This is a genomic window from Nonomuraea sp. NPDC050547 (genome assembly GCF_044457345.1).
Taxonomy (GTDB): domain Bacteria; phylum Actinomycetota; class Actinomycetes; order Streptosporangiales; family Streptosporangiaceae; genus Nonomuraea.
The window spans coordinates 1-25,410 of record NZ_JBITGW010000024.1; the positions used below are offsets into that span (position 1 = coordinate 1).

General features: G+C 71.7%; 21 protein-coding genes. 7 read left to right on the forward strand and 14 right to left on the reverse strand.

The annotated features are described in order from the left end of the window. Nucleotides 1-140: 140 nt before the first annotated feature. Entirely contained in the window at nucleotides 141-554 is a 414-nt protein-coding gene (locus ACIBHY_RS45375) for a VOC family protein (RefSeq protein ID WP_397253241.1), read from the reverse strand. Nucleotides 555-669: 115 nt separating this feature from the next. Here ACIBHY_RS45375 and ACIBHY_RS45380 point away from each other — a divergent pair, with 115 nt between their 5' ends. Next, on the forward strand, nucleotides 670-1,521 hold the full coding sequence (locus ACIBHY_RS45380) for a sigma-70 family RNA polymerase sigma factor (RefSeq protein WP_397253239.1): 852 nt from the start codon (nucleotides 670-672) through the stop codon (nucleotides 1,519-1,521). After that, nucleotides 1,518-1,883: a VOC family protein gene (locus tag ACIBHY_RS45385; protein ID WP_397253237.1), complete on the forward strand. Its 366-nt coding sequence runs from the start codon at nucleotides 1,518-1,520 to the stop codon at nucleotides 1,881-1,883. Before ACIBHY_RS45380 ends, ACIBHY_RS45385 begins: the two co-directional genes overlap by 4 nt. On the opposite strand, the gene ACIBHY_RS45390 is transcribed toward ACIBHY_RS45385, so the two are convergent. Both ACIBHY_RS45390 and ACIBHY_RS45395 read right to left on the reverse strand, forming a co-directional pair. After that, nucleotides 1,867-2,541, reverse strand: a complete 675-nt coding sequence (locus ACIBHY_RS45390) for a TetR/AcrR family transcriptional regulator (protein ID WP_397253235.1) — start codon at nucleotides 2,539-2,541, stop codon at nucleotides 1,867-1,869. The two genes, ACIBHY_RS45385 and ACIBHY_RS45390, sit on opposite strands and share 17 nt — an antisense overlap. A 453-nt stretch (nucleotides 2,542-2,994) precedes the next feature. After that, entirely contained in the window at nucleotides 2,995-3,627 is a 633-nt protein-coding gene (locus tag ACIBHY_RS45395; protein WP_397309968.1) for a TetR/AcrR family transcriptional regulator, read from the reverse strand. Nucleotides 3,628-3,676: 49 nt separating this feature from the next. On the opposite strand from ACIBHY_RS45395, the gene ACIBHY_RS45400 reads away from it, so the two are divergent. Both ACIBHY_RS45400 and ACIBHY_RS45405 read left to right on the forward strand, forming a co-directional pair. After that, nucleotides 3,677-5,872, forward strand: a complete 2,196-nt coding sequence (locus ACIBHY_RS45400; protein WP_397309969.1) for a prolyl oligopeptidase family serine peptidase — start codon at nucleotides 3,677-3,679, stop codon at nucleotides 5,870-5,872. Nucleotides 5,873-5,880: 8 nt separating this feature from the next. Next, entirely contained in the window at nucleotides 5,881-7,161 is a 1,281-nt protein-coding gene (locus ACIBHY_RS45405; protein WP_397309970.1) for a serine hydrolase domain-containing protein, read from the forward strand. A gap of 66 nt (nucleotides 7,162-7,227) precedes the next feature. On the opposite strand, the gene ACIBHY_RS45410 is transcribed toward ACIBHY_RS45405, so the two are convergent. From ACIBHY_RS45410 to ACIBHY_RS45425, 4 genes are read right to left on the reverse strand one after another with little or no spacing between them, the layout of a single operon-like run. Next, nucleotides 7,228-8,058 (reverse strand): carbohydrate ABC transporter permease, encoded by an 831-nt coding sequence (locus tag ACIBHY_RS45410; protein ID WP_397309971.1) that lies wholly within the window; start codon nucleotides 8,056-8,058, stop codon nucleotides 7,228-7,230. After that, entirely contained in the window at nucleotides 8,058-9,002 is a 945-nt protein-coding gene (locus ACIBHY_RS45415; RefSeq protein WP_397309972.1) for a carbohydrate ABC transporter permease, read from the reverse strand. Before ACIBHY_RS45415 ends, ACIBHY_RS45410 begins: the two co-directional genes overlap by 1 nt. Next, on the reverse strand, nucleotides 9,002-10,354 hold the full coding sequence (locus ACIBHY_RS45420; protein ID WP_397309973.1) for an ABC transporter substrate-binding protein: 1,353 nt from the start codon (nucleotides 10,352-10,354) through the stop codon (nucleotides 9,002-9,004). Before ACIBHY_RS45420 ends, ACIBHY_RS45415 begins: the two co-directional genes overlap by 1 nt. A gap of 8 nt (nucleotides 10,355-10,362) precedes the next feature. After that, nucleotides 10,363-13,503 carry a discoidin domain-containing protein gene (locus ACIBHY_RS45425; RefSeq protein ID WP_397309974.1) on the reverse strand — a complete coding sequence of 1,047 codons (3,141 nt, stop codon included), beginning with the start codon at nucleotides 13,501-13,503 and terminating at the stop codon, nucleotides 10,363-10,365. A 191-nt stretch (nucleotides 13,504-13,694) separates the two neighbouring features. Between ACIBHY_RS45425 and ACIBHY_RS45430 the strand changes: the two genes are divergently transcribed. Then, nucleotides 13,695-15,452 carry a DUF5107 domain-containing protein gene (locus tag ACIBHY_RS45430; RefSeq protein ID WP_397309975.1) on the forward strand — a complete coding sequence of 586 codons (1,758 nt, stop codon included), beginning with the start codon at nucleotides 13,695-13,697 and terminating at the stop codon, nucleotides 15,450-15,452. 22 nt (nucleotides 15,453-15,474) lie between these two features. Here ACIBHY_RS45430 and ACIBHY_RS45435 read toward each other — a convergent pair whose 3' ends face one another. Genes ACIBHY_RS45435 through ACIBHY_RS45445 form a run of 3 tightly spaced genes read right to left on the reverse strand, consistent with a single transcriptional unit; the run spans nucleotide 15,475 to nucleotide 19,144 of the window. After that, complete coding sequence (locus ACIBHY_RS45435; RefSeq protein WP_397309976.1) at nucleotides 15,475-17,955, reverse strand: FtsX-like permease family protein; 2,481 nt, start codon at nucleotides 17,953-17,955, stop codon at nucleotides 15,475-15,477. Beyond that, nucleotides 17,952-18,638, reverse strand: a complete 687-nt coding sequence (locus tag ACIBHY_RS45440) for an ABC transporter ATP-binding protein (protein ID WP_397253217.1) — start codon at nucleotides 18,636-18,638, stop codon at nucleotides 17,952-17,954. Before ACIBHY_RS45440 ends, ACIBHY_RS45435 begins: the two co-directional genes overlap by 4 nt. After that, nucleotides 18,635-19,144: a PadR family transcriptional regulator gene (locus ACIBHY_RS45445; protein ID WP_397253215.1), complete on the reverse strand. Its 510-nt coding sequence runs from the start codon at nucleotides 19,142-19,144 to the stop codon at nucleotides 18,635-18,637. Before ACIBHY_RS45445 ends, ACIBHY_RS45440 begins: the two co-directional genes overlap by 4 nt. A 159-nt stretch (nucleotides 19,145-19,303) precedes the next feature. Here ACIBHY_RS45445 and ACIBHY_RS45450 point away from each other — a divergent pair, with 159 nt between their 5' ends. Beyond that, complete coding sequence (locus ACIBHY_RS45450; protein ID WP_397253213.1) at nucleotides 19,304-20,233, forward strand: SDR family oxidoreductase; 930 nt, start codon at nucleotides 19,304-19,306, stop codon at nucleotides 20,231-20,233. Between the two features lie 4 nt (nucleotides 20,234-20,237). On the opposite strand, the gene ACIBHY_RS45455 is transcribed toward ACIBHY_RS45450, so the two are convergent. Then, entirely contained in the window at nucleotides 20,238-21,938 is a 1,701-nt protein-coding gene (locus tag ACIBHY_RS45455; RefSeq protein ID WP_397253211.1) for an amidohydrolase, read from the reverse strand. A gap of 55 nt (nucleotides 21,939-21,993) precedes the next feature. On the opposite strand from ACIBHY_RS45455, the gene ACIBHY_RS45460 reads away from it, so the two are divergent. Beyond that, nucleotides 21,994-22,587 carry a TetR/AcrR family transcriptional regulator gene (locus tag ACIBHY_RS45460; RefSeq protein WP_397309977.1) on the forward strand — a complete coding sequence of 198 codons (594 nt, stop codon included), beginning with the start codon at nucleotides 21,994-21,996 and terminating at the stop codon, nucleotides 22,585-22,587. A 95-nt stretch (nucleotides 22,588-22,682) separates the two neighbouring features. Here ACIBHY_RS45460 and ACIBHY_RS45465 read toward each other — a convergent pair whose 3' ends face one another. The 3 genes from ACIBHY_RS45465 to ACIBHY_RS45475 are packed head-to-tail and all read right to left on the reverse strand — an operon-like array spanning nucleotide 22,683 to nucleotide 25,224. Then, nucleotides 22,683-23,324 (reverse strand): response regulator, encoded by a 642-nt coding sequence (locus ACIBHY_RS45465; RefSeq protein WP_397253208.1) that lies wholly within the window; start codon nucleotides 23,322-23,324, stop codon nucleotides 22,683-22,685. Further along, entirely contained in the window at nucleotides 23,321-24,427 is a 1,107-nt protein-coding gene (locus tag ACIBHY_RS45470; RefSeq protein WP_397253206.1) for a sensor histidine kinase, read from the reverse strand. Before ACIBHY_RS45470 ends, ACIBHY_RS45465 begins: the two co-directional genes overlap by 4 nt. Then, entirely contained in the window at nucleotides 24,427-25,224 is a 798-nt protein-coding gene (locus tag ACIBHY_RS45475) for a hypothetical protein (RefSeq protein WP_397309978.1), read from the reverse strand. The genes ACIBHY_RS45470 and ACIBHY_RS45475 overlap by 1 nt, the downstream gene beginning before the upstream one ends. Between the last annotated feature and the right edge of the window lie 186 nt (nucleotides 25,225-25,410).

The following is a 25,410-nucleotide window of genomic DNA, read 5'->3' on the forward strand; positions in this document are numbered from 1 at the left end:
GTGCGCCCCGGGGGGGGGTGCCGGTGGGCGCCGCCCCCCTCCCCCCCCCCCCCCCGCCCCCCCCCGGGGGGGGGGGGGGGCGGGGTGGGGGTGGGGGGGGGGGGGCGCCCCCCCCCCCCCCACTTCCCGGTGCCGGCCTCCTACTCCGCGTAGGGCTGGTCCGTTCCGTGGGCGCTGTAGCCGAGGCTCCAGATGTAGCCGTCCGGGTCGGCGAACACGCCGCCGTACCCGCCCCACGGCAGGGCGCCGGCGGGCTTGAGTATCGTGGCGCCGGCCTTCCGGGCCTCTGCGATGATCTCGTCCACCCGGGCCTCGCTACGGACGACGTAGGTCAGCACCAGCCCGCCGAAACCGCTGCCTTCCGGGCTCGTGCCCACCTGGTCGGCCAGGCCTTCGCGGTCGTAGAAGCCGACGGGTGAGGCTCCGTCCGAGGCGAAGAACACCGAGATGCCGTAGTCGTCCTTGATCTTCCAGCCGAGCCCTTCGGTGTAGAACCGCTTGGCCCGGTCGAGGTCCCGGACGCCGAGAAGGATGGAGCTGACGTGCGCTTTCATGGCATGTCTCCGTATGTACTAGAGGTGTGGGTTCCAGCTGAACCGGCAGGCCGGTCACATCGGCGTACTTTCGCCGGTCAAGAGAGATGACCGGCGAAACGGAGGAATGTGACAGATGGTCGAGCACAACTGGCTGAGCGAACGGTTCACCGAGCACCGGGACCGCTTGCACGCGCTGGCCTACCGGATGCTCGGCTCACCCGCCGAGGCGGAGGACGCGGTTCAGGAGACCTGGCTGCGGGTGAGCCGCGCCGACACCAGCGAGCTGGAGAACCCGGCCGGCTGGCTGACCACGATCACCGCCCGCGTCTGCCTGAACATGCTCGAGGCCCGACGCAACCGGCGCGAGGAGCCGGCCGGGGCGCTGCCGCCCGAACCGGCCGCACCCGGCCGGTGCGGTCCGGAGGAGGAGGCGCTGCTGGCGGACTCGGTCGGTGTCGCGCTGATGGTGGTGCTGGACGCGCTGACGCCCGCCGAGCGGCTCGCGTTCGTCCTGCACGACGTCTTCGCGGTGTCGTTCGGCGAGATCGGGGAGATCATCGACCGTTCCCCGGCGGCGGCCCGGCAGCTCGCCAGCCGCGCCCGGCGCCGGTTGCAGGGCGCGGCCGACGCCTCCGGCGCCGCGCGCTCGCCGAAGCGGGAGATCGTCGCCGCCTTCCTGTCCGCCTCCCGCAACGGGGACTTCGCCGCCCTGCTGGAGCTGCTCGATCCGGATGTCGTGGTCGGCGACGTCCGCGGCAGCCACGCGGTGGCGACCTTCTTCGCCGGACGGGCCGAGGCCGCCCGGCTCGCTCTGGTCGACGGCGTCCCGGCGGCGGCCTGGTTCCATCTCGGCCGGCCGAAGGCCGTGTTCGCGTTCACCGTCAGCGACGGGAAGATCACCCGCATCGTCATCGACACCGATCCGGAACGGCTCCGCGCCCTCGACATCGTCGTCCTCACCGCGAGCGCCAAGGAGCGCCGGTGACCGGCCCGGACCTCCGGCTCGCCTCCTGCGCTCTGGCCGTCCACGACGTCGACGAGGCGCTCGGCTTCTACCGGGACGTGCTCGGCTTCGTGGCCGGCGACGACGTCGCGTACCAGGGAAGGCGATGGGTGAGCCTCATCCCGCCCTCGCAGCCGGACATCCAGATCCGCCTCACGGCGCCCGGCACGGGATCGCCGGGCGGCCTGACCTTCGCGACCGACGACTGCGACGCCACCTTCGTGCGCATCGAGGCCGCGGGCGCCGAAGTGATGCAGGAACCGATCAACCGGCCCGACGGCACCCGGGACTGCGCCTTCCTCGACCCGTCCGGCAACCTGCTGCGCTTCACCGGACCCCGCTAGGTCGCGACGCCGGATCTCCTGGGGCGCTGGTCGAAGGGTTCAGGAGCTCGCGGGCCAACGCCTCACCCCACCAGCTCTCGATCCGGTCGGGGGTCCAGGAGCGTTCGACGCGAAGGGTGGTGTAGACGTCGATGTTGCACAGGGCGGCGTAGATGTCGATGGCGGTCGGGACGTCCAGCCCGGGGCGGAGCGCGCCGTCCGGCCAGGAGGAGAACACCTGGGTGCGGTACTCGCCGGCCTGCCGCCGACCCCGCAGATAGAAGTCCGCGAGATCGGGCTCGGTACGGCCCGCGTCACGGATCAGCGTGATCAGATCGCCCGCGCGCTCGAAAAGACGCCGGTCGTAGCCGGCCATCGTGGCCAGGTGCCGTCGGGGGTCGGTGGTCGCCTCCAGCTCGTCGATCGCCTGGGGCAGGCCCGCGGCCAGGTCCGCGGCGTCGGCCAGCGCCCAGACGAGGCCCGTCTTGTTCTGGTACGCCGCGTACACGGTCGGGACGGAGACCCCCGCCTCCCGGGCGACGTCGCGCACGGTGGTCGCCGCCCAGCCCTGGGACAGGAACAGCCTGCGCGCGGCGTCGGCGATCTCCGCTCGCGTCTGATGTGCCTGCGTCACACGGCGCAGCGAGGTGTAGCGGCGCCGCCCTGTCTCGTTCTCCATGATCGCACCAGATCTTCCGGATCTCATATTCAATACACGCATCGTAAACTCAACTGCCGGCCACCATGACCATCACCAGTCTGGCGGGCGCGTCCCGATCGCATCGCCGAGGTCGGGCGAGGCCCGTACGGCTCAGCCAGGCATGCGGATCATCCGGTTTTCCTGACAGGCGAAGCGGGAGCCGGCAAGAAGGGCTCTACTGGACTCGCGGCGATCTCACGGGCGCCCCGCGCGTCTGCGAGGCGGTGAAGGGTCATCCTCTGGCCGACGGGGTCCGGGCGTTCCTGCCGTTCCTCGCCGGTCGCCACGCTGAGACGGTCTGGACGACACATGGGCGCTGCGCGCAACACCTCGCACACCGTGACGACGGGCGAGGGATGGAGGACCGACACGTTCCCCCTCTGATCGAGCGGCTCCACCCCCTGGGGGTCGTGGGGCTGTTCACTCCATGCTCTACGGCTCCAGCGGCTCGTTCAGGTCGGTCCGGAGGATGCGGTCCATGCCGAACTCGAAGACCTCCTCCTGGGTGAACTCCGGCAGGTCATCACCGAACGAGCGCATCACCGGATACCGCTCGGCGGGCAGTTCCCGCAGCGAGTGGCGTACCTTCGACCAGTGGTCGGCGTTCCATCCGGCCCGTTCCTGGTAGATCGAGGCGCTGCCGATGGTGAACCGGACCAGGCTGGAGGCGATCCCTACGGCGGTTCGCCGCTCGATCCCGCTGTTCAGCAGCAGGGCGTAGACCACCTCGGCGAGACGCGTGTCGCCCTGGCCGCCGGAACCGGCCTTCATGATCGCTGGATGTTCGGTCAGCAGCCGGAAGAACTCCCGCATGATCTGCCGTACCCCGTCGAGCCCGGCGTCAGGAGACTCGGGCACCTCGATGGCCGCCAGCAGGCTGTCGTAGAGCGCGGCGAGGATCTCCTCCTTGCTCTTGAAGTAGGTGTACAGCGCCATGGGTTGCACGCCCAGGTCCTTGGCGAGCCGGCGGACGGTGACCGCCCCGAGCCCTTCGGTGTCCATGAGGTGTGTCGCGCGCTCCAGGATCACCTGATGGCTGAGCGTCCCTCGCGGGGCACGGGGCATGCTCGATCTCCCTCTGTCGTTACACGTACTGTACATGTACTGTTCGCGTATGGAACAACGCTATCGCACCGCCGAGCAGTTGCTCGGGCACAACAGGCCCATCTTGGTACGCGGCGGCAAGATCCGGCCCGTCTGGCGGGACGGGACGTTCTGGTACCGGGACGAAGGCCGGTTCCTGCGCGTGGACCCCGTGACGGGCGCGAAGGAGCCGGCGTTCGACCACGAACGGCTGGCCAAGGCCGTGGGCGCCGACCCGGACGCGCTGCCCTTCGGCGCCATCACGCTGGAGGACGGCGCCGTCGTCTTCGACACCGGCGGGGCACGCTGGCGCTGCTCGCTCGGCACCTACACCATGACCAGGAGCGCAGCGCCCGGCCCCACGGACGTCGTCTCTCCCGACGGCCGCCACGCCGTCTTCCGCAAGGGCCCCGACCTGTGGCTGCGCGAACTCGCGACCGGCGCCGAGTCCCCGCTGACCACCGACGGCACCGCCGAGCGGCCCTACGGCGCGGGCACGGACTCCAGTTCTCACCGCACGCTCCTGCGCCGCCTCGGCCTGCCGTACTATCCGCCGCTCGTCGTGTGGTCGCCGGACAGCACACGGCTGCTGACCCACCGCCTCGACGAGCGCGGCGTCGGGCTCATGCACCTGGTGGAGAGCGCGCCCGCCGGCGGCGGGCGGCCCGTCCCGCACACCTACCGCTACGCGCTGCCCGGCGACGCGGTGCTGCCGCGCGCCGAGCTGATCGTCTTCGACGTCGAAGCCGGTACGGCGGTGGCCGCCAAGGCCGAGCCGCTCCTCGTGGCCCACCTGTCGCCCATCACGCTCAGGCGGATCTGGTGGGCCGATGACGGCTCGGCCGCGTACTACCTGGAACAGACACGCGACTACCGCACCCTGCGGCTGAACAGCCTGGATCCGGCGACCGGCGAGGTGCGCGCCCTGGTCGAGGAGAGCGGTCCCACCCGAGTCGAGCCGTCGCAGTGGATCAGCCACAGGCCGATCGTGAAAGTGCTCCCCGAAGGCGTGGTGTGGTACTCCCAGCGCGACGGCTTCGGCCACCTCTACCTGTACGGCGAGCGGACCGTCCGCCTCACCCGAGGCGCATGGAACGTGCAGGAGATCCTCCACGCCGACTCCTCCGGCGTGTACTTCACCGCCGCCGGCCTGGTACCCGACGATCCCTACCGCCGCCAGGTCTGCCGGGTCGCGCTCGACGGAACGGGCTTCGCCAGGATCACCGCCGACGACCTCGACCACGAGGTGAGCGCCGCCGACGACGGCTCCTGCTTCGTCGACTCCGCCTCCGCCGTGGACGTGCCGCCGGTGATCACGGTACGCGGCTGGGACGGCCGGGTCCTGGTGGAACTGGGGCACGCCGACATCTCCGGCCTGCTCGCCACCGGCTGGCAGCCGCCCGAGCGCGTGCGCGTCAAGGCCGCCGACGGCGTGACCGACCTCTACGGGGTGCTCCACAAGCCGCACGGCTTCGATCCGGACCGGCGCTACCCGGTCATCGATCATCCCTATCCCGGGCCGCAGACCAGCCGGGTGCCGCCCTCCTTCGATCCCGGCTTCTACGGCTATGACGCCGAGGCGATGGCCGCGCTCGGCTTCGCCGTACTCGCCCTCGACGGGCGCGGCACCCCGGGGCGGGACAAGGCCTTCCACGACGCCTCCTACGGCGCGCTGGAGACCGGCGGCCACCTCGACGACCACATCGCGGCCCTGCGGCAGCTCGCCGGGACCCGCCCATGGCTGGACTTGGACCGCGTCGGAATCTTCGGCCGCTCGGGCGGCGGCTACGCGACCGCACGCGCCCTGCTCGCCCACCCCGACGTCTTCAAGGTCGGCGTCGCCGAGTGCGGCAACCACGATCAGCGCCTCTACCACTCGATGTGGGGCGAGTCCTACGAGGGCCCGCTCGACGCCGGGACCTACGCGCGCTCGGCCAACACCGAACTGGCCGACCGGCTCCAGGGCAAACTCCTGCTCGTCCACGGCGAGCTGGACGACAACGTCACGCCGCACCTGACCATGCGGCTGGTCGAGCGGCTGATCGCCGCGAACAAGGACTTCGAGCTGCTGATCGTGCCCGGCGCCGAGCACCTGTTCGCCGGGTTCGAGGAGTACGTGACCCGCCGCCGCTGGGACTTCTTCGTCCGCCATCTGCTGAACGCCGAGCCGCCCGCCGGGTACCGGCTCGCCCCCATCCCGTTCGACCCCGAACTGCTCGCGGGTTAGGAGCACCCATGGAGAACTTCATCCAGGCCACCGCCGAGTCGCTGGGTGTCGTCGGCGCCCAGGCCGCCGTCGTCAAGGGCGAAACCGTCCGCTCGTACGCGGCCGGGCTGGCCGACGCCCGCCACGGCACCCCGGTGGACGACGGCACGCTCTTCCAGATCGGCTCCACGACCAAGCTGTACACGGCCGCGATGCTCATGCGGCTCGCCGACGACGGCAGGCTGGACATCGACGCGCCCGTCTCCGGGCACCTGCCCGAGCACGACCTCGGCCCGATCACCGCGCGCCACCTCATGTCGATGACCAGCGGCCTCGACAACGGCCCCTACGTTGACACGGGACGCGGCGACGACTGCGTGGCCGCGTACGTACGCCGCCTCGCCGGCATTCCGCCCCTCTTCGAGCCCGGCGCCGGTTTCGGATACTCCAACGCCTCCACCGTCGTCTCCGGGCTGCTCGTGGAGAGGATCACCGGACGCTGCTGGGACGACGCGCTGCGCGATCTCCTGCTGGAGCCCGCCGGTCTCGCCCGCACCGCCAGCCTCGCCGACGAACTGCTCTACCACCGGGTCGCGCTCGGCCACACGCGTGAACGCGAGGTCGTCAAGCCGTTCTTCTTCTCCCGAGGGCTCGGCCCGTCCGGCTCCACGCTCTGCGCCAGCGCCCTCGATCTCGTGGCCTTCGGCCGCCTGTTCCTGCACGGCGGCGTGCTCTCCGCGGACGCACTCAAGGAGATCCACACACCGCACGCCGAGGTCCCGGCGCGCTGCTTCGCCGACCACTGGTGCGCCGGGCCGTACCTGAAGATCTGGGACGGCGTGCGTGTGTACGGCCACAGCGGCACCACTCCGAGCGGCTCCTCCACGCTCAACTGGATCCCGGAACACGACCTCGTGGTGGCCACGATCGTGAACGTGGCCGAGCGCGGTTACCGGTTCGCCGACGCGGTGATCCGGGAGATCGTGCGGGCCGAGACCGGTGTGGTCAAGCCCGCGCTGCCCGAACCCGACCCGGGGCTGAGCGTCGCGCCGGAGCCCTACACCGGCCGGTACGGCGCACACGATCTCCTCTACGAGGTGACCGCGGCGGACGGCCGCCTGCACGCGGTGATCCACGGCCCCGGCGGGTCGCTCGCCTCGACGGACCTGCTGCCCCTCGGGGAGCACCGCTTCCTGCCCGCCGACGATGCCTTCACCGGACACCACATGTGGGACGTGGCCTTCGTCATGGGCGCCGACGGCCGCGCGATCCGGCTGCTCAACGGCGCATTCGCCGCGCGCTCGCTATGACCGCCCGCAGGGGTCGCCGAAGGTAGGCTCTCGGGCCGCCGGCGCCGGCTCAGCGCGCTGGAGGTGTCACTTGCCCGCCCCCAGCGTCAGGCCGGCGATGATCCGGCGGGCCAGCAGCAGGTACAGCACCAGCATCGGCAGCACCACGATGGCCACGCCGGCGATCAGCCCGCCGTACTCCGACTGGTAGGTCGCCGCGCCGTAGAAGGTGAACAGCGCGCGGGCCAGGGTGAAGCCCGCGTTCTCCTGGATGAAGACGATGGCGAGCAGCGTCTCGTTCCACAGCCCGATGGCGTTGAGGATCAGCGCGGTGATCAGGCCGCCGCGCGCCATCGGGAGCGTGATCGACACGAACGTGCGCAGGGGCGTCGCGCCGTCGAGCGCCGCCGCCTCCTCGGTCTCCTCCGGCAGGTTCCTGAAGAAGCCGGTCAGAAGGAAGACCGTGAAGGGCACCGACAGCGCCACGTACAGCAGGTAGAGGCCGAACAGGCTGTTGGTCAGGCCCACCCGGGCCAGCCCGACGAACAGGGGGATGATCACGGTCTGCATCGGCACGCCCATGCCGATCGCGAGGAAGCCGGTCAACGCTCCTGAGCCGCGTACGCCGAAGCGGCTGAGCGCGTACGCGGCGGGCGCGCTCACCAGCACGATGGAGAGCGCGGCGGCCGCCACCAGGACCACGGTGACGAGGAAGGCGTGCCCGAACTCGGCCTGGTTCCAGGCGTAGAGATAGTTGCGGAACGGGTTGCCCCGCGCGAACCACGTGTACGGCAGGCCGAACGGATCCCGGAAGATCTCCAGCGGCGTCTTGAAGGAGGCCGAGACCAGCCAGTACAGCAGGAGCACGTTGAGGGCGGTGAACACCCAGACGAACGTCCTCGCGGTGAGCCTGAGCATCAGTATTCGAGCCTCTCCCTGCGCATGATCCTGCGCAGCGCGGTCACCAGCACGGTCACCAGGACGATCATCACCACGGCGCAGGCGCAGGCCGCGCCGTACTCGGGCGTGCCCTGCGTGCCGAAGGACCGGTCGTAGACGTAGATGGCCAGCGTCCACGTCCTGCTGGGCGGTGCGTAGGTGCCCGGTCCGGCGAGCACGAACACCATCTCGAAGATCTTGACGGCGCCGATCGTCCAGAGCACTCCGGCGATGCCGACCACGTCCCAGGTCAGCGGCAGCGTGACGTGGCGGAACTGCTGCCAGGCCGAGGCCCCGCTCAGCTCGGCGTCCTCGTACAGGTAGGGCGGGATCCGGTCGACCGCGGCCATCATGATGGTGATGTAGAACCCGGCGCTCGCCCAGACCAGCGCGCCGATCACCACCCAGGTGACGTTCTCCGCGCGCAGGAAGCCGGCGGCGGGCAGGCCGAGCGACTCCAGCAGGAAGTTCGCCAGGCCCTGCCGTCCGGGGTTGTACCTGAACACGAACCCGAAGAACATGCCCAGCGCGACCGGGGCGACGATGTTGGGGAAGAACAGGATCGCCCGGATCGTCTTCGAGGCGCGCATGCCCCGGAGCACCATCGTGAACAGGAACGCGAACACGAACGTGCCCGCGCCGCCCACGACGATGTATCCCAGCGTGTTGAGGAAGGCGGCGCGGAAGGCCTCGCTGCCCAGGAGCCTGGCGTACTGCTCCAGGCCGACGAAGACGACGGGGCCGGCGCCCGGCCAGCGGGTGAAGCCGAGCACCACGGTCGCGACGGCCGGGCCCACGAGGAAGACCACGTAGAGGGCGATCGCGGGCAGGGTGAACGGCCAGAACATCCGCCGGCGGTGACGCAGGCGCGGGGCGGCGGTGGCGGGCAGGTCGGACCTGCCCGCCATGACGGCTTGGGCCATCAGCCCTGCGTCTTCCAGAACGCGGCGCCGGCGCCGGCCAGCCTGTCCAGGAACGCCGCCGGGGTGAGCCGGCCCTTCAGCAGGTCGTTGTCGGCGGGGAAGAACACCTGCTCGGCGTACTTGCCGCCGGCGATGCCGTCCAGGCCGTCCATGAACGGGGTGTGTTTCTTGGCCGGGTCCTCCAAAGCGGCCTTCAGGTCGGCCAGGTCCGAGGGAACCGGCAGGTCCTTGCGGGGGGTGAGGCTGTCGGCCACGGCGGGCAGGCCCGCGAGCAGGTCACGGGTGAGGAAGTAGCTGATGAACGCCTTGGCCGCCTCGGGATGCTCGGCCTTCGCGGTCACCCCGAAGCCGACCTGCTGCACCTCGATGACGTCATGGGCGGCGCCGTCGGGCATCGGGAACTGGAAGGACCCGTAGTCGATGCTCTGGTCGCCGCCCTGTTTGGCCAGGTATTCGCGGGTCTCGGTCGGCGCCCAGCTGCCCATGAACAGATAGGACGCCTCGCCGTCGGCCCAGCGCTGCTGGATCTGCGGGAACTTGCCCGCGTCCCAGCCGTCGACCAGGTGGGTGGCGAGCTTGGCCGTGTGCTCGGCCGCCTTGAGGAAGCCCGGCTCGCTCTTCCACAGCCGTCCCGTCGGATCCTGCGCCGCCTTGGCCAGCCCGCCGGGACCGGCGTAGCGGGAGGCGAGCTGGTCGAAGTACCAGGCGGCGTAGTAGCCGATGTCGCCGTCGAGCGCGACCGACCTGCCGCCGAGCAGCTTGTACAGCTCGTCCATCGTCGCCGGCGCCTTGAGTCCGGGCACCTTCTTCTTGTCGTACCACCAGGCGTTGCCCATCACGAGGTACGGCACCGCGAACCGCTTCCCGGAGTCGTCCTTGATCGCGGGGGTGTCCCGGTAGGCGGCGGGCAGCACGTCACGGACCGTGCCGTCGCCGGTCTTCATGTCCATCACGTCGTCGAGCGGCCTGGTGCCGCCGGCCTCGGCGATGGCCGCCCTGATGTTGGTCAGGTCCTGGTCGAACAGGTCGGGCACGGTCCCGGTGTTGAGCGCGGGCAGCAGGTTCTGCCGCAGGTAGGCGCGGCCCAGCCACTGGATGGTGACCTTGACGCCGGTCTTGCCGGTGAAGCAGTCGGCGGCGAACTTCAGCACCTTCGCCTGCGGTTCGTCCTTGGTCCACATCGACCAGTAGGTCAGCTCCTTGTCCGTCGCGGGCTTGACGCCGGGCTCGGGGCAGGCGGTGGTGAAGTAGGCGGCCGCCGTGGGCAGCGAGAACTCCTCCTCGGGTGCGAGCGGCTGGTTGCCGCAGGCGGTCAGCGCCAGCGCGAGGACCACCAGACAGGTCCTTCTCATCACGGCTCCTAGTGGACTTCGAGCTCGGCGAGCTGCATGTGGTAGGGCTCGGTGCGGTGCGCGGTCCCCACCACGCGTACGTGCCGGGCCGTGACCGGCGGGAACGAGAAGCTCTGCGCGGACGCGTCCGGCTTGGGGTATCCCGTCCTGGTCACGACCGTGGTCCACGCGGAGCCGTCCGCCGAGACCTGGATCGTGAAGTCCACGGGGAAGGACCCGCCCGTGTTCTCGCCGTCCGACCTGGCGTAGAGGTCCACGCGGGAGACCCGGCTCTGGCCGCCGAGGTCGACCGCCGCCCATTCGGTACGGCCGGCCGTACCGGGCAGGCTGCTCCACCCCATGGAGTGCCAGAGCGCCGAGCGCGCGCCGTCGGTGAGACCGGTGCGCAGCCAGCCCTCGTTGACGTACTCCACCGAGCTGGACGAGGTGACGGTACGGCCGGCCGCGAGGTTGCCCCCGGCCGCCTCGATCTCGGCCAGTTGCAGGTGGTAGCGGCCGAACTGGTCGGGGCGCAGGTTCGTGCCGGTCACCTTGACGTAGCGCGCGGAGGTGGTGGCGAAGGGGAAGGTCTGCGCGCCGGCGGCCGGGCGGGGGTATCCGGTCCTGGTGGCGACCGTCGTCCAGGCGGAGCCGTTCGCCGAGACCTGGATCGTGAAGTCCACGGGGAAGCCCAGCCCGGTGTTGGCGCCGTCGGAGCGGGGATGGAGGTCCACCCGGCTCAGCGGTCTGGCGGCGCCGAGGTCGACCTGGATGGACTCGGTGTGGTTGGCGTTCATGCCGGCGGTGGAACTGCTCCATCCGAGGCCGGTGCGGACGCCGTCCACGGCCGCCGCGGCCGACCAGCCGTCGCTCTCGTGGGAGCTCGAGGTGGTCACGGCGCGGGCTTCGGCCGGGTTGGTCTCCGGGTTGATCCGCACGTTGTCGAAGCGGGCACTCGCGCCGCCGGTCACCAGGGCGAAGCCGCCCGCCGGGTAGGCGGCGTCGTTGACGGTGAGCAGCTTCTTCGCCCCGGCGTACACGCTGATGGACGATCCGCGGGCGGCCACGCGCAGCTTCGTCCACTGGCCGGAGACGTAGCCGGGCACGGCGGCGGAGCCGAGCGTGACACCGCTGCGGTAGACGAAGACCTGGCCGTTGTCGCGCAGCGCGATGAGATAGCCGGTGTCGAGGTCGGTGCCGTTGAAGTTGCGGACCATGAGCCCGGCCCAGTTGGTGGCGCCTCCGCTGGCGTTCACGCCGGTGATGCGCAGGTCGACGGCGGCCACCACGTCGCGGTAGGCCCGGCCTTTGAGCGCGGCGGTGACGCCCCACTCGGCGGAGGAGCCGGCCTGGACGTACTCGCCGCCGCTGACCGACCAGGCGCCCTGGTTGTGCCGCCAGTTCCTCACGCCGGCCGCGAAGTCGTCGGCGTAGGGGAAGCTCAGGTCGGGTCCGGGCGAGGCCAGCGCGTCGAGGATCTGCCGGTGCCGGTTGTCGACCTCGACCCCGCTCGCCTCGTAGGAGGTGGAGTCGGCGATGAGGGTGTCGGCGATGGCCCGGGCGGTGACCGGCTTGGTCTGGCTCAGCAGGTTCAGCAGCTCCACGTCTTCCAGACCGTCGAGCTGGGCCTCGCTGCGCACGCTGTCGTAGATGTCGTAGGCGGCCTTGTTGGGGCGGACCAGCCAGTTGTCGCCGGTCTGCCAGTCGTCGAAGGTGTCGGAGGGGCGGCTGAGATCGGCGAAGTCCCACCAGAAGTTCCAGCCCCAGTGCAGGAAGCCGGTGCCGCCGACCTTCCAGGAGAGCCACGGGGTGAGCCGGGTCGAGGCCAGGTGGTAGGAGATGAGTCGATTCATTCGCCTGTCCTGCGGCACCTGGCAGTAGTAGAGCCACAGCTCGGTGCCGGCCAGCCGCCGCCGCTGGTAGTAGCCGACGTTCCCGTCGTACAGGCCGGTGTACGGCGTGACGGTGGTGAGGTCCTCCTCCAGTTCGGGCAGCACGGCCAGGTGCGCCTCGTTCGTCAGCGGGTTGGGGAAGTACTGGCGGTACTTGGCGTAGAGCCACTTGGCGGCGGCGACCTGGTGGGGCTTGGACGGCTCGTCGAGCGCGCTCATGGAGAACTTGCCGGTCCAGCCCTTGGCGTCCAGGTGCGCCTTGAGCGCGGGGAACAGCTGGTCGAGGTAGGCGTTGGTCTCCGCGGTGTTCGGATCGGCCAGGACCCGCTGGACGACGCCGTCCACGTTCTTGAGCATCTCGACCTTGATGACGGTGTCCCCGACGGGCTCCAGCAGGTGCGGGGTGGCGATGTACTGCAGGGTCCCGGCGTCGATGAAGGTCTGCACGTACCGGTCGAAGGTGTCCCAGCCGAAGGTGTAGGTGCCCGACGCGTTCACGGTGGTGTCGGGGATCAGCAGGCCCTGGAAGTCGGCGAAGATCACGTTGTTGCGGTGCCTGGCGTGGTTGGCCGCGATGTTGGCGATGACCTTCCACCAGTTCGCGTCGTACATCTGCACGCCGTACTGGGCGGGGATGGCCCTGATCGTGCCGTTGTAGTCCCAGCCGGCCGAGGTGTTCCAGTTGTTCATCTTGAAGGTCGACTGGTTGGCCGGCGGGATCGTCACGCCGTAGACCGTGACCGTGACGTTCACCGGCACGTCCCCGGCGGCGCTCCTGACGGTGGCGGCGCCGGTGTAGGTGCCCGGGGCCTGGGTGGCGGGGACGCGCACGCTGTAGTGGTAGGGCAGGGTGAGGTTCGCCGCCAGGGACTGCGGGGTGTTGTCCACCAGCGCGTCGTAGTAGGCGGTGCCGCCGTCGGGCGGGTTCTGGTGGACGCCGACCTTGGCGATGCGCGGGTGGTTGTACTCGCGCCGGACGGTGATCGCCGACGCCGGGATCACCGCGCCGCCGGGGCCGTTCAGCGGTCCCGCGGTGACGTGCACGCCGCTCGTCGCCGCGCTCGATCTGACCAGGATCTGGGCCGCTTCGCTCTCGCCCCTGGCCGCGCGGAGCGCGATCGACGTGGGGGCTCCGGACGGGCGGGTGGTCGCGGTGAAGGCCCGTTCGGCCGCGCTCTGCACCCACACCGACAGATCGGCCGCGTGGGCGGGAACCGCCACGAACAGGGAGAGGATGAGCAGGGGTAACGCTGCAAGCGAGATGGGTCTCAAGGCCATCGAAGGCTCCTTCGTGAGCTCCCCCGAGCAATAAAACGTTTTAACCGCTGGCATGGACGGTAAGGCTGCGCATAGTTGTCGTCAATCCCCAATATTTGGACCGTTACCTGCATCTGGGCGTTGACATGAGGTGCGACTCTCGTTTATTTTCACGCTGATCGCCTTAAAACGTTCCGCGTGGAAGGGCCCGGATGAACCTCTCCATCGCCGATGCCGGGCCGGTCAGCCCGCTGCCGATCCTGCGCCCGCCCGAGACGCCCGTCCGCGACTTCGGCCACCCGCCCTCCCTGCTCCCATACGGCAGGCGCGACGGTTACACCCGCGACCCCGCTCCGCGCGAGGTGGCCTCGGTCACGCTGGAGAACGAACGCCTGCGGGCGGTGTTCCTTCCCGGGCTCGGCGGCCGGTTGTGGTCGCTGACCGACCGGGAGAGCGGGCGCGAGCTGCTGCACAGCGGCCCGGTGATCCAGCTCGCCAACCTCGCCCTGCGCGACGCCTGGTTCGCCGGCGGCGTGGAGTGGAACCTCGGCACGACCGGCCACTGGGCGCTGACCTGCGAGCCGTTACACGCGGCCTGGGTGGACGCGCCGTATCCGGTGCTGCGCATGTACGAGTACGAGCGCATGCGCGGTGTGGTGGTCCAGATCGACGCCACCCTGCCACCCGGGTCCGCCTCGCTGGTGGTCTCCATCGCGATCCGCAACCCCCGGGCGGACGCCGTACCGGTCTACTGGTGGTCCAACATCGCCGTCCCGCAGACCCCGGGCTGCCGCGTCCTGGCACCCGCCTCCCAGGCCGAGCACTTCGACTACACCCAGCGGCTGACCACCGTCCCGTACCCGGGCACACCGGACGTCAGCTACCCCGGCACCTGGCGCTCGGCCGCCGACTACTTCTTCCACGTCACCGGCGGCATCCCCTGGATCGCCGCCGTCGGCGCGGACGGCCACGGCCTGCTCCACGCCTCCACGCGCCGGCTGAAGGGCCGCAAACTGTTCGGCTGGGGCACCTCGCCCGGCGGCGAGCGCTGGCAGCGCTGGCTGGCCGGCCCCTACCTGGAGATCCAGGCCGGACTGGCCCGCACCCAGATGGAACACCTTCCCCTTCCCGGCCACACCACCTGGACCTGGACCGAGACCTACAGCCCGCTCACCCTCCCCGACCCCCACGCCCCCTACGAGCAGGCCCGCGCGGCGGTCACCGTTCCGCCGGTGCCGCCCTACGCCTGGACGGAACGGCCGCTGACCGAGGTGATCCACGCCGGGTCCGGGTGGGGAGCGCTGGAGCGCCGGGCCGGGACGCTGCCCGGCTCGGCCGCGACCCCCTTCCCCGACGACACGCTCGGGGAGGAGCAGGCGCCCTGGCTGACGCTGCTGGAGAAGGGCGAACTGCCCGGCGAGGCGGCCTGCGTGGTCGGGCCGCGCTGGCTGGACCTGCTCGCCGGGGCCACGGACCCGCACGGCCGCTACCACCTCGGCCTCAACCTGTGGGCGACCGGGGACGCCGCCGGCGCCGTCGGCACGTGGCGCGAAGCGCTGGCCTCCGGCAGAGACCCCCTGCTCCTGCGGGCTCTGGCCGAGGCGCACCGGATCGACGGTGACGACGCGGCGGCGGCCGTACTCCTGCAGGAGGCGCACGCGCGCGCACCCGGCCTGCGCCCGCTCACGGTGGAGACCCTCACCGCGCTCGTCGCCGCGGCCCGGCCCGCCGCCGCGCTGACCCTCATCGACGGCCTGCCCGCCGCCGAGCGCGCCCACGGCCGCATCCGTCTGCTGGAGGCGCAGGCCGCGCTGGCGGCGGGTGACCGCGCCAGGGCCCGTCACATCCTGGCCGAGGGACTCGTCGTGCCTGACCTGCGGGAAGGAGAGAACACACTGGACGAGCTGTGGTTCGCCTGCCACGGCGAGACCCGTGCCCTGCCTCCTGACTACGACTTCCGCATGAGCTAGCGGCCGTCACCGGATGACCGGGTCAGAGGGGCCGGGGGGCGAGGGGCAGTCTGGTCCGGGTGATCAGCGCCGCCGTCGTCGCCAGGACGGGCAGCCCCACCACCACGGCGATCAAGAACGGCCACGGCAGGGCGATCGTGGCGGGATCTCCGGCGCCGTACGTCGTCATCGGCCGGCTCAGCGCCACACCCGTCACCGTTCCCGCGCCCAGCCCCACCAGCGCGCCGAGCCCGGAGATGTAGAGGGCCTGGCCGGCCACGACGATCCGCAACGTCCCGGGCGGCGCGCCGATGGCCATCATCGTCGAGCGCTCGGGCCGCATGTCGGCGGCCGCCAGGCGGGTGGCGGCCAGCGTGCCACCGACGACGAGGACCAGCGCTCCCGCGAGCCAGCCCCACAAGCCGGGGGAGGGCACATGGCTGAAACCGTCCTCGGAGGCGACCGACACCCGGGGGGTCACCTTGGCGAGATCGCGCCCCAGCGTGGAGTCGGCCGACGGCCGGTACATGGCGTAGAGCTGGCGCTCCACCGTGGAGAAACCGGCCTGCTCGACCAGCGTACGCGGCAGCAGAGCCCCGCCCTGGTGCTCGGCGGCGGGTGTGGCCACCACCGCCGGCACCTCGAGCTTGCGCGGCGGGCCGGACGTGGAACCTGCCCGTAGCACCAGCTTGCCATCACGCACCGCCGCCGCGTCGAACACCACGGCCTTGCCGCTCGCCAGCGCCGCGGCCGCCTGCGGATCGTGGCGGCCTTGCAGGAGCCTGAGCAGGGCCTGGTCGCCGATGGCCGCGGTGCGACGGGTGCGTATGCCGTTCCATCGCACCGTGTACCGCAACGCGTAGCGGCGGCCCTGGGCGTCGTTCGCCTGATAGCCGGCGGTCAGCGGCACGCCCGGCAGCTGCCTGACCGCTTCCGCGCGAAGCCTGCTCCAGGTCCCGTCGGCCATGGTGCCGCCCCAGATCGCCAGCGTGCCGGTCGGACGCGCCGAGGTGTAGGCGTTGCGCCGGTCCATGAACGCGCTCTGCGCGCCGATGCCCATGGCGACGACCGTGGCCGTGACCGCCATGACGGCCGCCACGGCGCTCGCCGTACGGGATCGGTGGCGGACCGCGTCGCGGACGGACATCCGCAGCGGAAGCCGCAACCGGGGGGCCACCCGGCCCGTGAAGCGCACCAGCCAGGGAGTCAGCACCACCAGGCCGATCATGACCAGCACCGCGGCGGCCCACACCCACACCGTGCCCGGCTGGCGGCGCGCCACCACGGTCGCCCCCAGCCCGACCAGCACCAGCACGACCCCCAGCAGGGGCCATCCGCGCCGATCGGCCACCGCGGGCGCGCGCCCGGCCAGCACGCCCACGGTGTCCTGCCGAGCCGCCTGTACGGCCGGCACCAGCGCCGCCACGATCCCGGCGAGCAGGCCCAGCGCGGCGACACCCAGCACGGGCGTCCACGGCACGTCGGCCGGGCCGACCTGCCCTCCCCAGCGTGCCGCGACCTGGGCGCCCAGCACTCCGGCACCGATGCCCAGCGGGCCGGCCACGATGGTGGCCGCGCCGCCGAGGACCAGTCCGTCGGCCAGCACGATCGTCCGCAGGTGCCGGGCCGAGCCGCCTTGGGCCGCGATCTCGGCCAGTTCCCGCCGCCGCCTCCTGAGCCCGACCGCGAAGGCGGGCCCGGCCAGCAGCACGGTCTCCAGCACCACCATGATCACCATGGCGCCGAGCCCGACCGTGTACTCGACGCCGAGGAGGAAGGGCCTGGGGCCGGGGATGATGGCGGGGGAGGTGACGTACAGGCCGGCCTTGTTCAGCGCGGGCACGCCGGCCCATGTCACGGGCTTCGCGGTGCCGGCGAGCCAGCCGGAGCCGTACTCGTGGGGAGACCACAGTTCATCCATGGACGCCAGCGGAAGATCCGGGCCCACGACCTTGCGAAGCGTGGGCCGGTGCGGGTGCTCGGCCACGCCCACCACCGTCAGGGGCGCCGCGCCGGGTGGCCGCAGGAGGGCGCCGGGGCGCAGGCCGAGCGCGGGTGTCACCACGACCTCGTGGGCGGCCGCGGGCAGCCTGCCCTCGTTCAGGGTCATCATCCCGCTGGTGAGGGGGTCGCGCAGGTCGGTCTCCAGCGCGTCGACCCGTTCGGTGCCCAGCCGGAGCACGGCCGCGTTGAACGGGATCAACCGGGTGCCCGGCCCGAGCAGGGCCGCAACCTCGGCGGACCCGGCCGCGGCCGCGTCGCCGCCTCCCGGATGCCAGCTCGCCCCGCCGGGCTGCTGCCGCAGCACCGTGCCCTTCGGCGCCTGGACGAGGCGGGCGTCGGCCGTGCCGAGCTCGGCCACCAGCCCCTCGCGCGGATCGACCTCCATGGTCTGGACGAGGGTGAGCACCGCCGCGATCACCAGGACGGGCAGGCCGATCATCGTCATGATGAGCGCGCTCCGGCCCCGGGAACGCCGGACGTTCCGGCGGGCGAGGCGCAGCGCGACCAGTCCGGCGCTCATCGGGCGCTCACCAGCGACGTGTCGTCGGTGATCATCCCGTCGCGCAGGAACACCACCCGATCGGCCCAGGCGGCGTAGCGCGGCTCATGGGTGACCAGCAGGACCGCAGCGCCCGCGTCGCAGCGGCCCCGTAAGAGCCGCATGATCTCGTCGCCGGTGGGCGTGTCGAGCGCGCCGGTCGGTTCGTCGGCCAGCAGCAATCGCCGCTCGCCCACCAGCGCGCGGGCGATCGCGACGCGCTGGCGCTGGCCGCCGGACAGTTCCTCCGGGAAGCGGTCCGCCACGTCCTCCGCGCCGATCTCGGCCAGGACCGCCATGGCCTCCTTCCTGGCCGGGCCCGGACGCACGCCGTCGAGCTCGCGCGGCAGCATCACGTTCTCTGCCGCTGTCAGCGACGTGATCAGGTTGAGGTCCTGGAAGACGTAGCCGACGCGACGGCGCCGCAGTGCCGCCAGGTCGCGCACGGCGGCCAGGTCCTGCTCGCCGAGGTACACCGTCCCCGAGGAGGGCCGATCCAGCGCGCCCGCGAGGTTGAGCAGGGTCGACTTGCCGGACCCGGACGGGCCCATGACCGCGACGAGCTCCCCCTCGTCGACCGCGAGGCTCACACCCTTCAGCGCGTGTACGGCTGTCGCCCCTTCGCCGTGGACCCTGGCCACCTCGGCCAGCCGTACCAACGTCATCTTTCCTCCTCGAGAACGGCCTCGCAGTGGTCCAGCCACCGTTGCTCGGCCTCGGCCTGGAAGATCATGGAATCGAGCACGAGCCGCTGGGCCGCGCCTCCCGTGGCGGCGCGCTTGGCCCTGGTGAGCCGCTGAAGAGTGCGCATGGTCGCCGTCCGCTGCGTGTGGATGACCTCGGCTACGTCCACCTGCCTGGCCGCGACGGCCACGGCCAGCTTGATGACCAGCTCGTCCCGCGGCCGGTCGGACGGGATGACGGGGGTGCTGAACCAGAGCGCCACCTCCTCCTGCCCGGCCGCGGTGATCGTGTAGACGACCCGGCCCTGCGCGTCCGCCTCGCCCGCCTCGACCAGGCCGTCGCGCTCCAGGCGGGACAGCGTCGTGTAGACCTGGCCGATGTTGAGCGGCCAGGTCGCCCCTGTGGACGCCTCGAACTCGACCCGCAGCTGGTAGCCGTGCCGCGGCCCCCTGCCGAGGAGCGCGAGCAGCCCGTGTCTGACTGGCATGAGTACCTAGTATGCATACGCGGTATGCCCTACTCAAGGTGATTGACGACCAAGGCATCGATGGTGATAGTTTGCAGGTGGATCCGCACCCTTCCCCGGGCGCTTCGACGTCCCCGGGATGGCGCAAGATCTCCGTCGAGCCGACAGGGAGATTTTGTGATGGGTGAAGTCACGCGGGTGCTGCTGACCGTGGTCGCCGCGCGCAAGGAAGCGGGCAGCAGCCCGACCGGGATCGTCGGCAGGAACCTGGCGCGTCAGCTGCTCGCCACGGGCGTTCGGGTACGGGTGCTCGCGGAGACCGGCCTGCTGGACGGCTGGCCCGCCGGGGCCGAGGTGGTCGAGGGCTCCATCACCCGGCCGCGCGAACACGCCGCCGCCTTCGACGGCGTCGACGGCGTGTTCCTCGCCGGCGCCAACCCCTCGACCGTGCACGACGCGCTGGACCTGGCGCTCGCCGCCGGCGTCGGCCGTATCGCGGTGCTGTCCTCACACGGGCCCGAGTACGAAGCCGACTATCCCCCCGAGACGTGGTTCTGGCTGGCCATCGAAAAGGCCGTCGAGCGCTCGAAAATGGAGTGGACGCACATCCGTCCCTCGGCCGTGATGGGCGCCATGATCGAGGGCACCTACCCGGCCACCGGATCGGACTGGCCGCGAACCATCCGCGCCGGCCACGTCGTGCGTGAGCCCTTTCTGGACGAGGGCCACTACCCGTTCATCCACGAAGACGATCTCGCCGCCGTCGCCCTGGCGGCACTGCGCACCGGCGACCACGTGGGAACGATCGTCGAAGCGGTCGGCGTGCCAATCAGCACCCGCTCACGGGTGGACGGCATCGCCAAGGCCATCGGTCACGCCGTCGACGCCGTCGAGGTCACCCCCGAGGAGGGCCGTGACGCCTGGCGCCGCGACGGCTGGCCCGACAGCGGAATCGACGTGACGCTGTACGCCCTTGAGGAGTACGGCACGCGACTGGCCGAACTGACCCAGTGGACCCTCGACCAGCGGCCCTCGGTCCGCGACATCATCGGCCGCCCGCCACGCACCTACGACGACTGGGCCGGCGAGAACGCCGGCCTGTTCCGCTGACCGGTCAGTCGCCGGCCGGTCCGTAGGTGTGACGGCCGCCGAGCAGGGTGTGGCGAACGGTGGCCTGCTGGATCTCCTCGATCGGACGGGCGAAGAGGTCGCGGTCGAGGATGACGAGGTCGGCGAGCTTGCCCGGCTCGATGGAGCCGGTGTGCCGCTCTTGGCGCAGGGCGTAGGCGGCGTCGGCGGTGTAGGCGCGGATGGCGTGCGCGAGGCTCGGCACGGCGTGCGGGCCGATGCGCAAAGACGCGGCGATGTTGGGCAGCGGGGAGAGCGCGCCGACGTTGAAGTCGCTGCTCAGCGTGACGGTGGCGCCGCTGTCCATGAGGGCGCGGATGGGCTGGAGGCGGCTCGTCCGCTCGGGGCCGAGGACCGGCTCGTCGCCGCGGCGGTAGGCGGGCACGTCGATGCCGGGGGCCGAGGTCTGGAAGTCGGCGACGACGCCGAGCCGGGCGAAGCGCGGCAGGTCGTCGGGGTGGGGGTATTCGATGTGGGTGATCCGATGGCGGGCCCGAAGGTCGCCGTTCGCCCGGCGGGCGGTCTCGACGGCGTCGAGCGCCTCGCGGATGCCGCGGTCGCCGATCGCGTGGATGTGCACGGTGAAGCCCGTCCGCTCCAGCCTCGTCACGTAGCGGGCCAGCCGGTCGCCGTCGAAGTAGTTCAGGCCGCGGTCGCCGGGCACGGGGGTGTCGATCAGGTACGGCTCCAGCAGGGCGGCGGTGAGATTGCTCGTGATGCCGTCGGCGCAGATCTTGACCTCGCCGGTGCTGAGCATGCCGCCCGGGTCGTGGTGGAAGGCGCTGGTCAGGGCGGGGAGCTGGAGATCGTCCTCCAGCTCCGGGTAGGCCCACAGTCCGAGCGTGGTGCGCGCGGCGAGCCTGCCCTCGCGTTCCGCCCGTTGCCACAGCTTGAGCTGATGGTGTCGGCCCCGCCAGGTGACGCGGGCGTCGGCGACCGAGGTGATGCCGGCCTCGGCCAGCTTGCGCTGGCTGTCCAGGAGCACCGGGTACTCGTCGGCGGGGAGTGACCGCACCAGCTCGCTGGAGTAGACCATCATGGCGTTGTCCAGCAGCAGGCCGTTCGGCTCGCCGCCGGGCTCGCGCAGGATGAGGCCGCCGGCGACCTCGGGGGTGTCGCGGTCGATGCCGAGCGCTTTCAGGGCCCGGCTGTTGAGCCAGGCCGCGTGCCCGTTCTGGTCGTACAGCAGCGCCGGCCGGTCGGGGACGGCGGCGTCCAGCAGGTCGCGGGGAGCTCGCGCGGAGGGGTGCAGCCGGGTGATGTCGAAGCCGTGGCCGGTGACCCAGCCGTGCCGCCCGTGCCCGGCGCAGGCGCGTACCTGCTGGACGAGCCGACGCGCGTCGGCGTCGAAGTCGAGCAGGCAGTCGTCCTCCGTCTGCCCGGACAGGCCCTCGATGGGATGGCAGTGCACGTCGTGGAACCCGGGCAGCACCAGCCCGCCCGCGGCGTCGATGACCTCGGTGCGCGGACCCACCAGGGGGTCGAGTTCGGCGCGGGAGCCGACGGCCTGGATCCGGTCGCCTGAGATCGCCACCGCCTCCGCCCACGGACGCCGCGGGTCCACCGTGTACACCCGGCCACCCACGATCAGCCGATCGGAGCGCTTCTCGTGGTCAGGGGCGCAGCCCGCGCCGAGCAGCCCGATCGGGGCGGTGAGCAGGGTACGGCGTGGGAGGGAGTTTGCCATGCCGCGCATGGTACTCACGCGCTCCATTTGAAACAACAACGTTTCAATCCGAGCAGTGCTGCTAAGCTCGCTGGCCATGCGCGGATCGCCGGGAACGCTCGTAGAGATCGCCACACAGGCGTTGCTGGCCAGCCCCACGGCGTCGCTGGCCGAGGTGGCGGCCGCGGCGGGGGTGAGCCGGACGACCCTGCACCGCCTCTACCCGACCAGGCAGGCGCTGCTCGTCGCGGTCGCCACCGAAGCCGTCGACCGGGTCGAACGCGCCTACGCGAACGCCGGCCTGTCGGTGCCGGGCGAGGAGGCGGAGGCCGCGCTGCGCCGGTTGCTCACGGCCCTGATCCCGCTCGGCCCGCAACTGGAGTTCATCCATCGCGAACGCGGCCTCGACGAGGAGCATGCCCTCCACGCCCGCTTCGACACGCTCGACGATCTCGTCATCGACCTGGTGAAACGCGGTCAGCAGGCGCGGGTGCTCCGCTCCGGCCTGGCCGCCTGGTGGATCGTCTCGTCGCTGAACGGCGCCGTTTACGGCGCATGGGAGTCGATCGAACTCGGCAGGCTCGCGCCCCGCGACGCCCCCGGGCTGGTGCTGTCCACCTTGCTGGACGGCATCCGGACGGGGCCCGCTGACCGCCCGGCCCCTGCGTAGTGCGTTCACCGGCATCTCATTGCACGAGGACGTCCGCCCGGCAGCGGGAGCTGGGGAAGCGTGCGGCCGACCGCGCGTGGATACCCGGACGGCCGTCAGCGTGGGCGGGTCAGGCCGTGTTCGTAGGCCCAGATGACGGCCTGGACGCGGTCGCGCAGCTCCAGCTTGGCCAGGATGCGGCCCACATGCGTCTTCACCGTGCCCTCCGACAGGAACAGCAGGCCCGCGATCTCCGCGTTCGTCCGGCCCCTGGCGATGTGGCGCAGGACCTCGCGTTCGCGGTCGGTCAGCGGGTCGGGTCCCGGAGCGGGGAGGTGGGGAGCCACGTGGTCGAGCAGGCGACGGGTGGTGGAGGGCGCGATGACCGCGTCGCCCTCGTGCACGGTGCGCACCGCCGCCAGCATCTCCTCGGCCGGCGCGTCCTTGAGCAGGAAACCGGAGGCCCCGGCGCGCAGCGCGGCGAAGGCGTACTCGTCCAGATCGAACGTGGTGAGCACGATCACCTTCGGCGCCTCCGGAGCGCCTGCGAGCAGTTCGCGGGTGGCGGCCACGCCGTCCAGGCGAGGCATGCGCACGTCCATGAGCACGACGTCGGCCCGCACGGTGCGCAGCCGGGCCAGCGCGTCGGCGCCGTCGCGGGCCTCGCCCACGACGTCCATGTCCGGTTGCGCCTGAAGCACCATGACCGTCCCCGTCCTGACGAGGTCCTGGTCGTCCACGACGAACACCCGGATCACAAGCTCTCCTTCTGGTACGGCAGGCGGGCCACCACCGCGAACCCGCCTTCTGCGCCCGGCCCCGCCACCAGCGTGCCGCCGACGGCCGCCACTCTCTCGCGCATCCCCGCCAGGCCGTTCCCCCGGCCGTCCGCCGCCCCGCGGCTCGTGCCGTCGTCGGTGACGGTGACGACCAGGGCGTCAGGCGTCCAGTCCAGGCGCACGGCGGCCGTCGCGGCGGGGCCCGCGTGCTTGAGCGTGTTGGTGAGCGCCTCCTGGACCACCCGGTAGGCGGCGAGCTCGGCGGCCGGGCCGATGGGGCCGGCCGTACCCGTCTCGACGGGGCCGGCCGCGCTCGACGCGGACAGCAGGGCGGGCAGGGCGGCCAGCCCGGGGGAGGGGTCCAGCGGGGCGGTGCCGGTGCGGAGCACGCCGACCAGGCCGCGCATCTCCGTCAAGGCCCGGCGGCCGGTCTCCTCCACGGTGGCCAGCACGTCCGCGGCCCGGTCGGGCGCGAACCGGCCGCCTCTGGCCTGGGCGACGATCACGGCCAGGGCGTGCGCGATCACGTCGTGCATCTCGCGGGCGATCCTCGCCCGCTCGGCCAGTGTCGCCCGTGCGGCGGACGCCTCGGCCTGCTCCTCCAGCAGCGCGACGTAGGCGAGCTGGGTCCGCCGGTACAGGCCGAAGCCCCAGGCCGCCGTCACCGTCGAGGCCAGCAGGCCGAGCAGGAGCCACGGATCGGGACCCAGGTGGGCGGCGGTGACCGACGGGTCGTGGGCGAAGCGGTAGGTGGCCACCCCGGCTCCGGCGAGTCCCGCGGCCAGGGGCGGGAAACGCCTGCCGTACGCGGTGCAGGAATGGATCGCGATCGGGAAGACGGCCACGGACGGCAGTACGAGGAACAACCCGGTCACGGCCACCTGGACGGCGAAGGCGGCCGCGACCACGAAGAACGCCCAGACCTCCCGCCGGTAGGCGAGGGCGGCGTGCGCCACCAGGCAGGCGCCCACCAGCAGGGCCGCGCGTACACCCGGCACCGACAGCACCGCCACCACCGCCGACAGCGACAACAGCGGCACGCCGACGACGAACGCCAGGGCCAGGTCCGCGCGCCGCGGCATCACCGCGGCGTCGCCCGCTGGTAGGACAGCGTGGCCGCGCCGACCGCCAGCCCGAACAGCAGCCAGCTTCCGTACACGAGCCCGACCGTCACCACCGCCGCGGGGTCGGACAGGGGCACGGGCCCTTCGGTGAGGCCGAGCATCTGCGACAACGTACCGAAAACGGACATGGCCCCCATGGTGGTCAACATAGCAGCGCCCGCCCAGCCGCCCGTCAGCACCAGCCGCCGCGGCAGCCGCCGCCCCCACCCCTGAACGAGGGCCAGCGACCCCACCGCCCCGATGAGCAGCATGACCAGCTCGCCGGCCGGGAAGCCCTCGTCATAGCCCACGGGACGGAGCAGCGAGCCGCCCAAGGACCAGTACAGCTTGGCCATGGGATAGACGAACCCGATCGCGAACGCGCTGTAGCCCAGCCACGCCCCGCCCGGAACCCTGAGGCGGGGCAGCAGCACCGCACCCAGCAGCGCGCAACCCGTCAGGCTGAGCCCGCGCGACGCCATCCCGGGCCAGTCGACACGCGCGAAGTCTCCCGCCGGGATCCCCGTGACGGCGAAGAACGCGCGAAAGCCGTCGAGCACGACGCCGCCCGCCGACCACAGCAGCAGTACGGCGGGCAGCAGCCCCGCCGGGTGCGGTCGTATCACGAAGACCGCGCCCACCACGGCGGCCAGGAAGGTCACCCAGTGCGGCGCGAAGCCCGTGGTGTAGGGGAGCGTGGGGAACGGCACGAGCGCGAGTGCCGCGACGAGCGCGAGAACGATCAGCGCCGAGATCTGCATTCGTTGAAGTCGCATGACGCCAACGATCGCGGCCGAGGCCCGCCCGCCGCGTCCGCGTCAGGTCCAGACAGGATCTGACCTGAGAGGTATTGACAGGGCAGTTCTTCCAAGCCGATCAGGGGTGCGTGGCCGGAGACGCAGGTGAACCATCGTGCCTGACACCCTGCCCGCGACGATGTGGTCGCGCTTTCGGACAGGGGC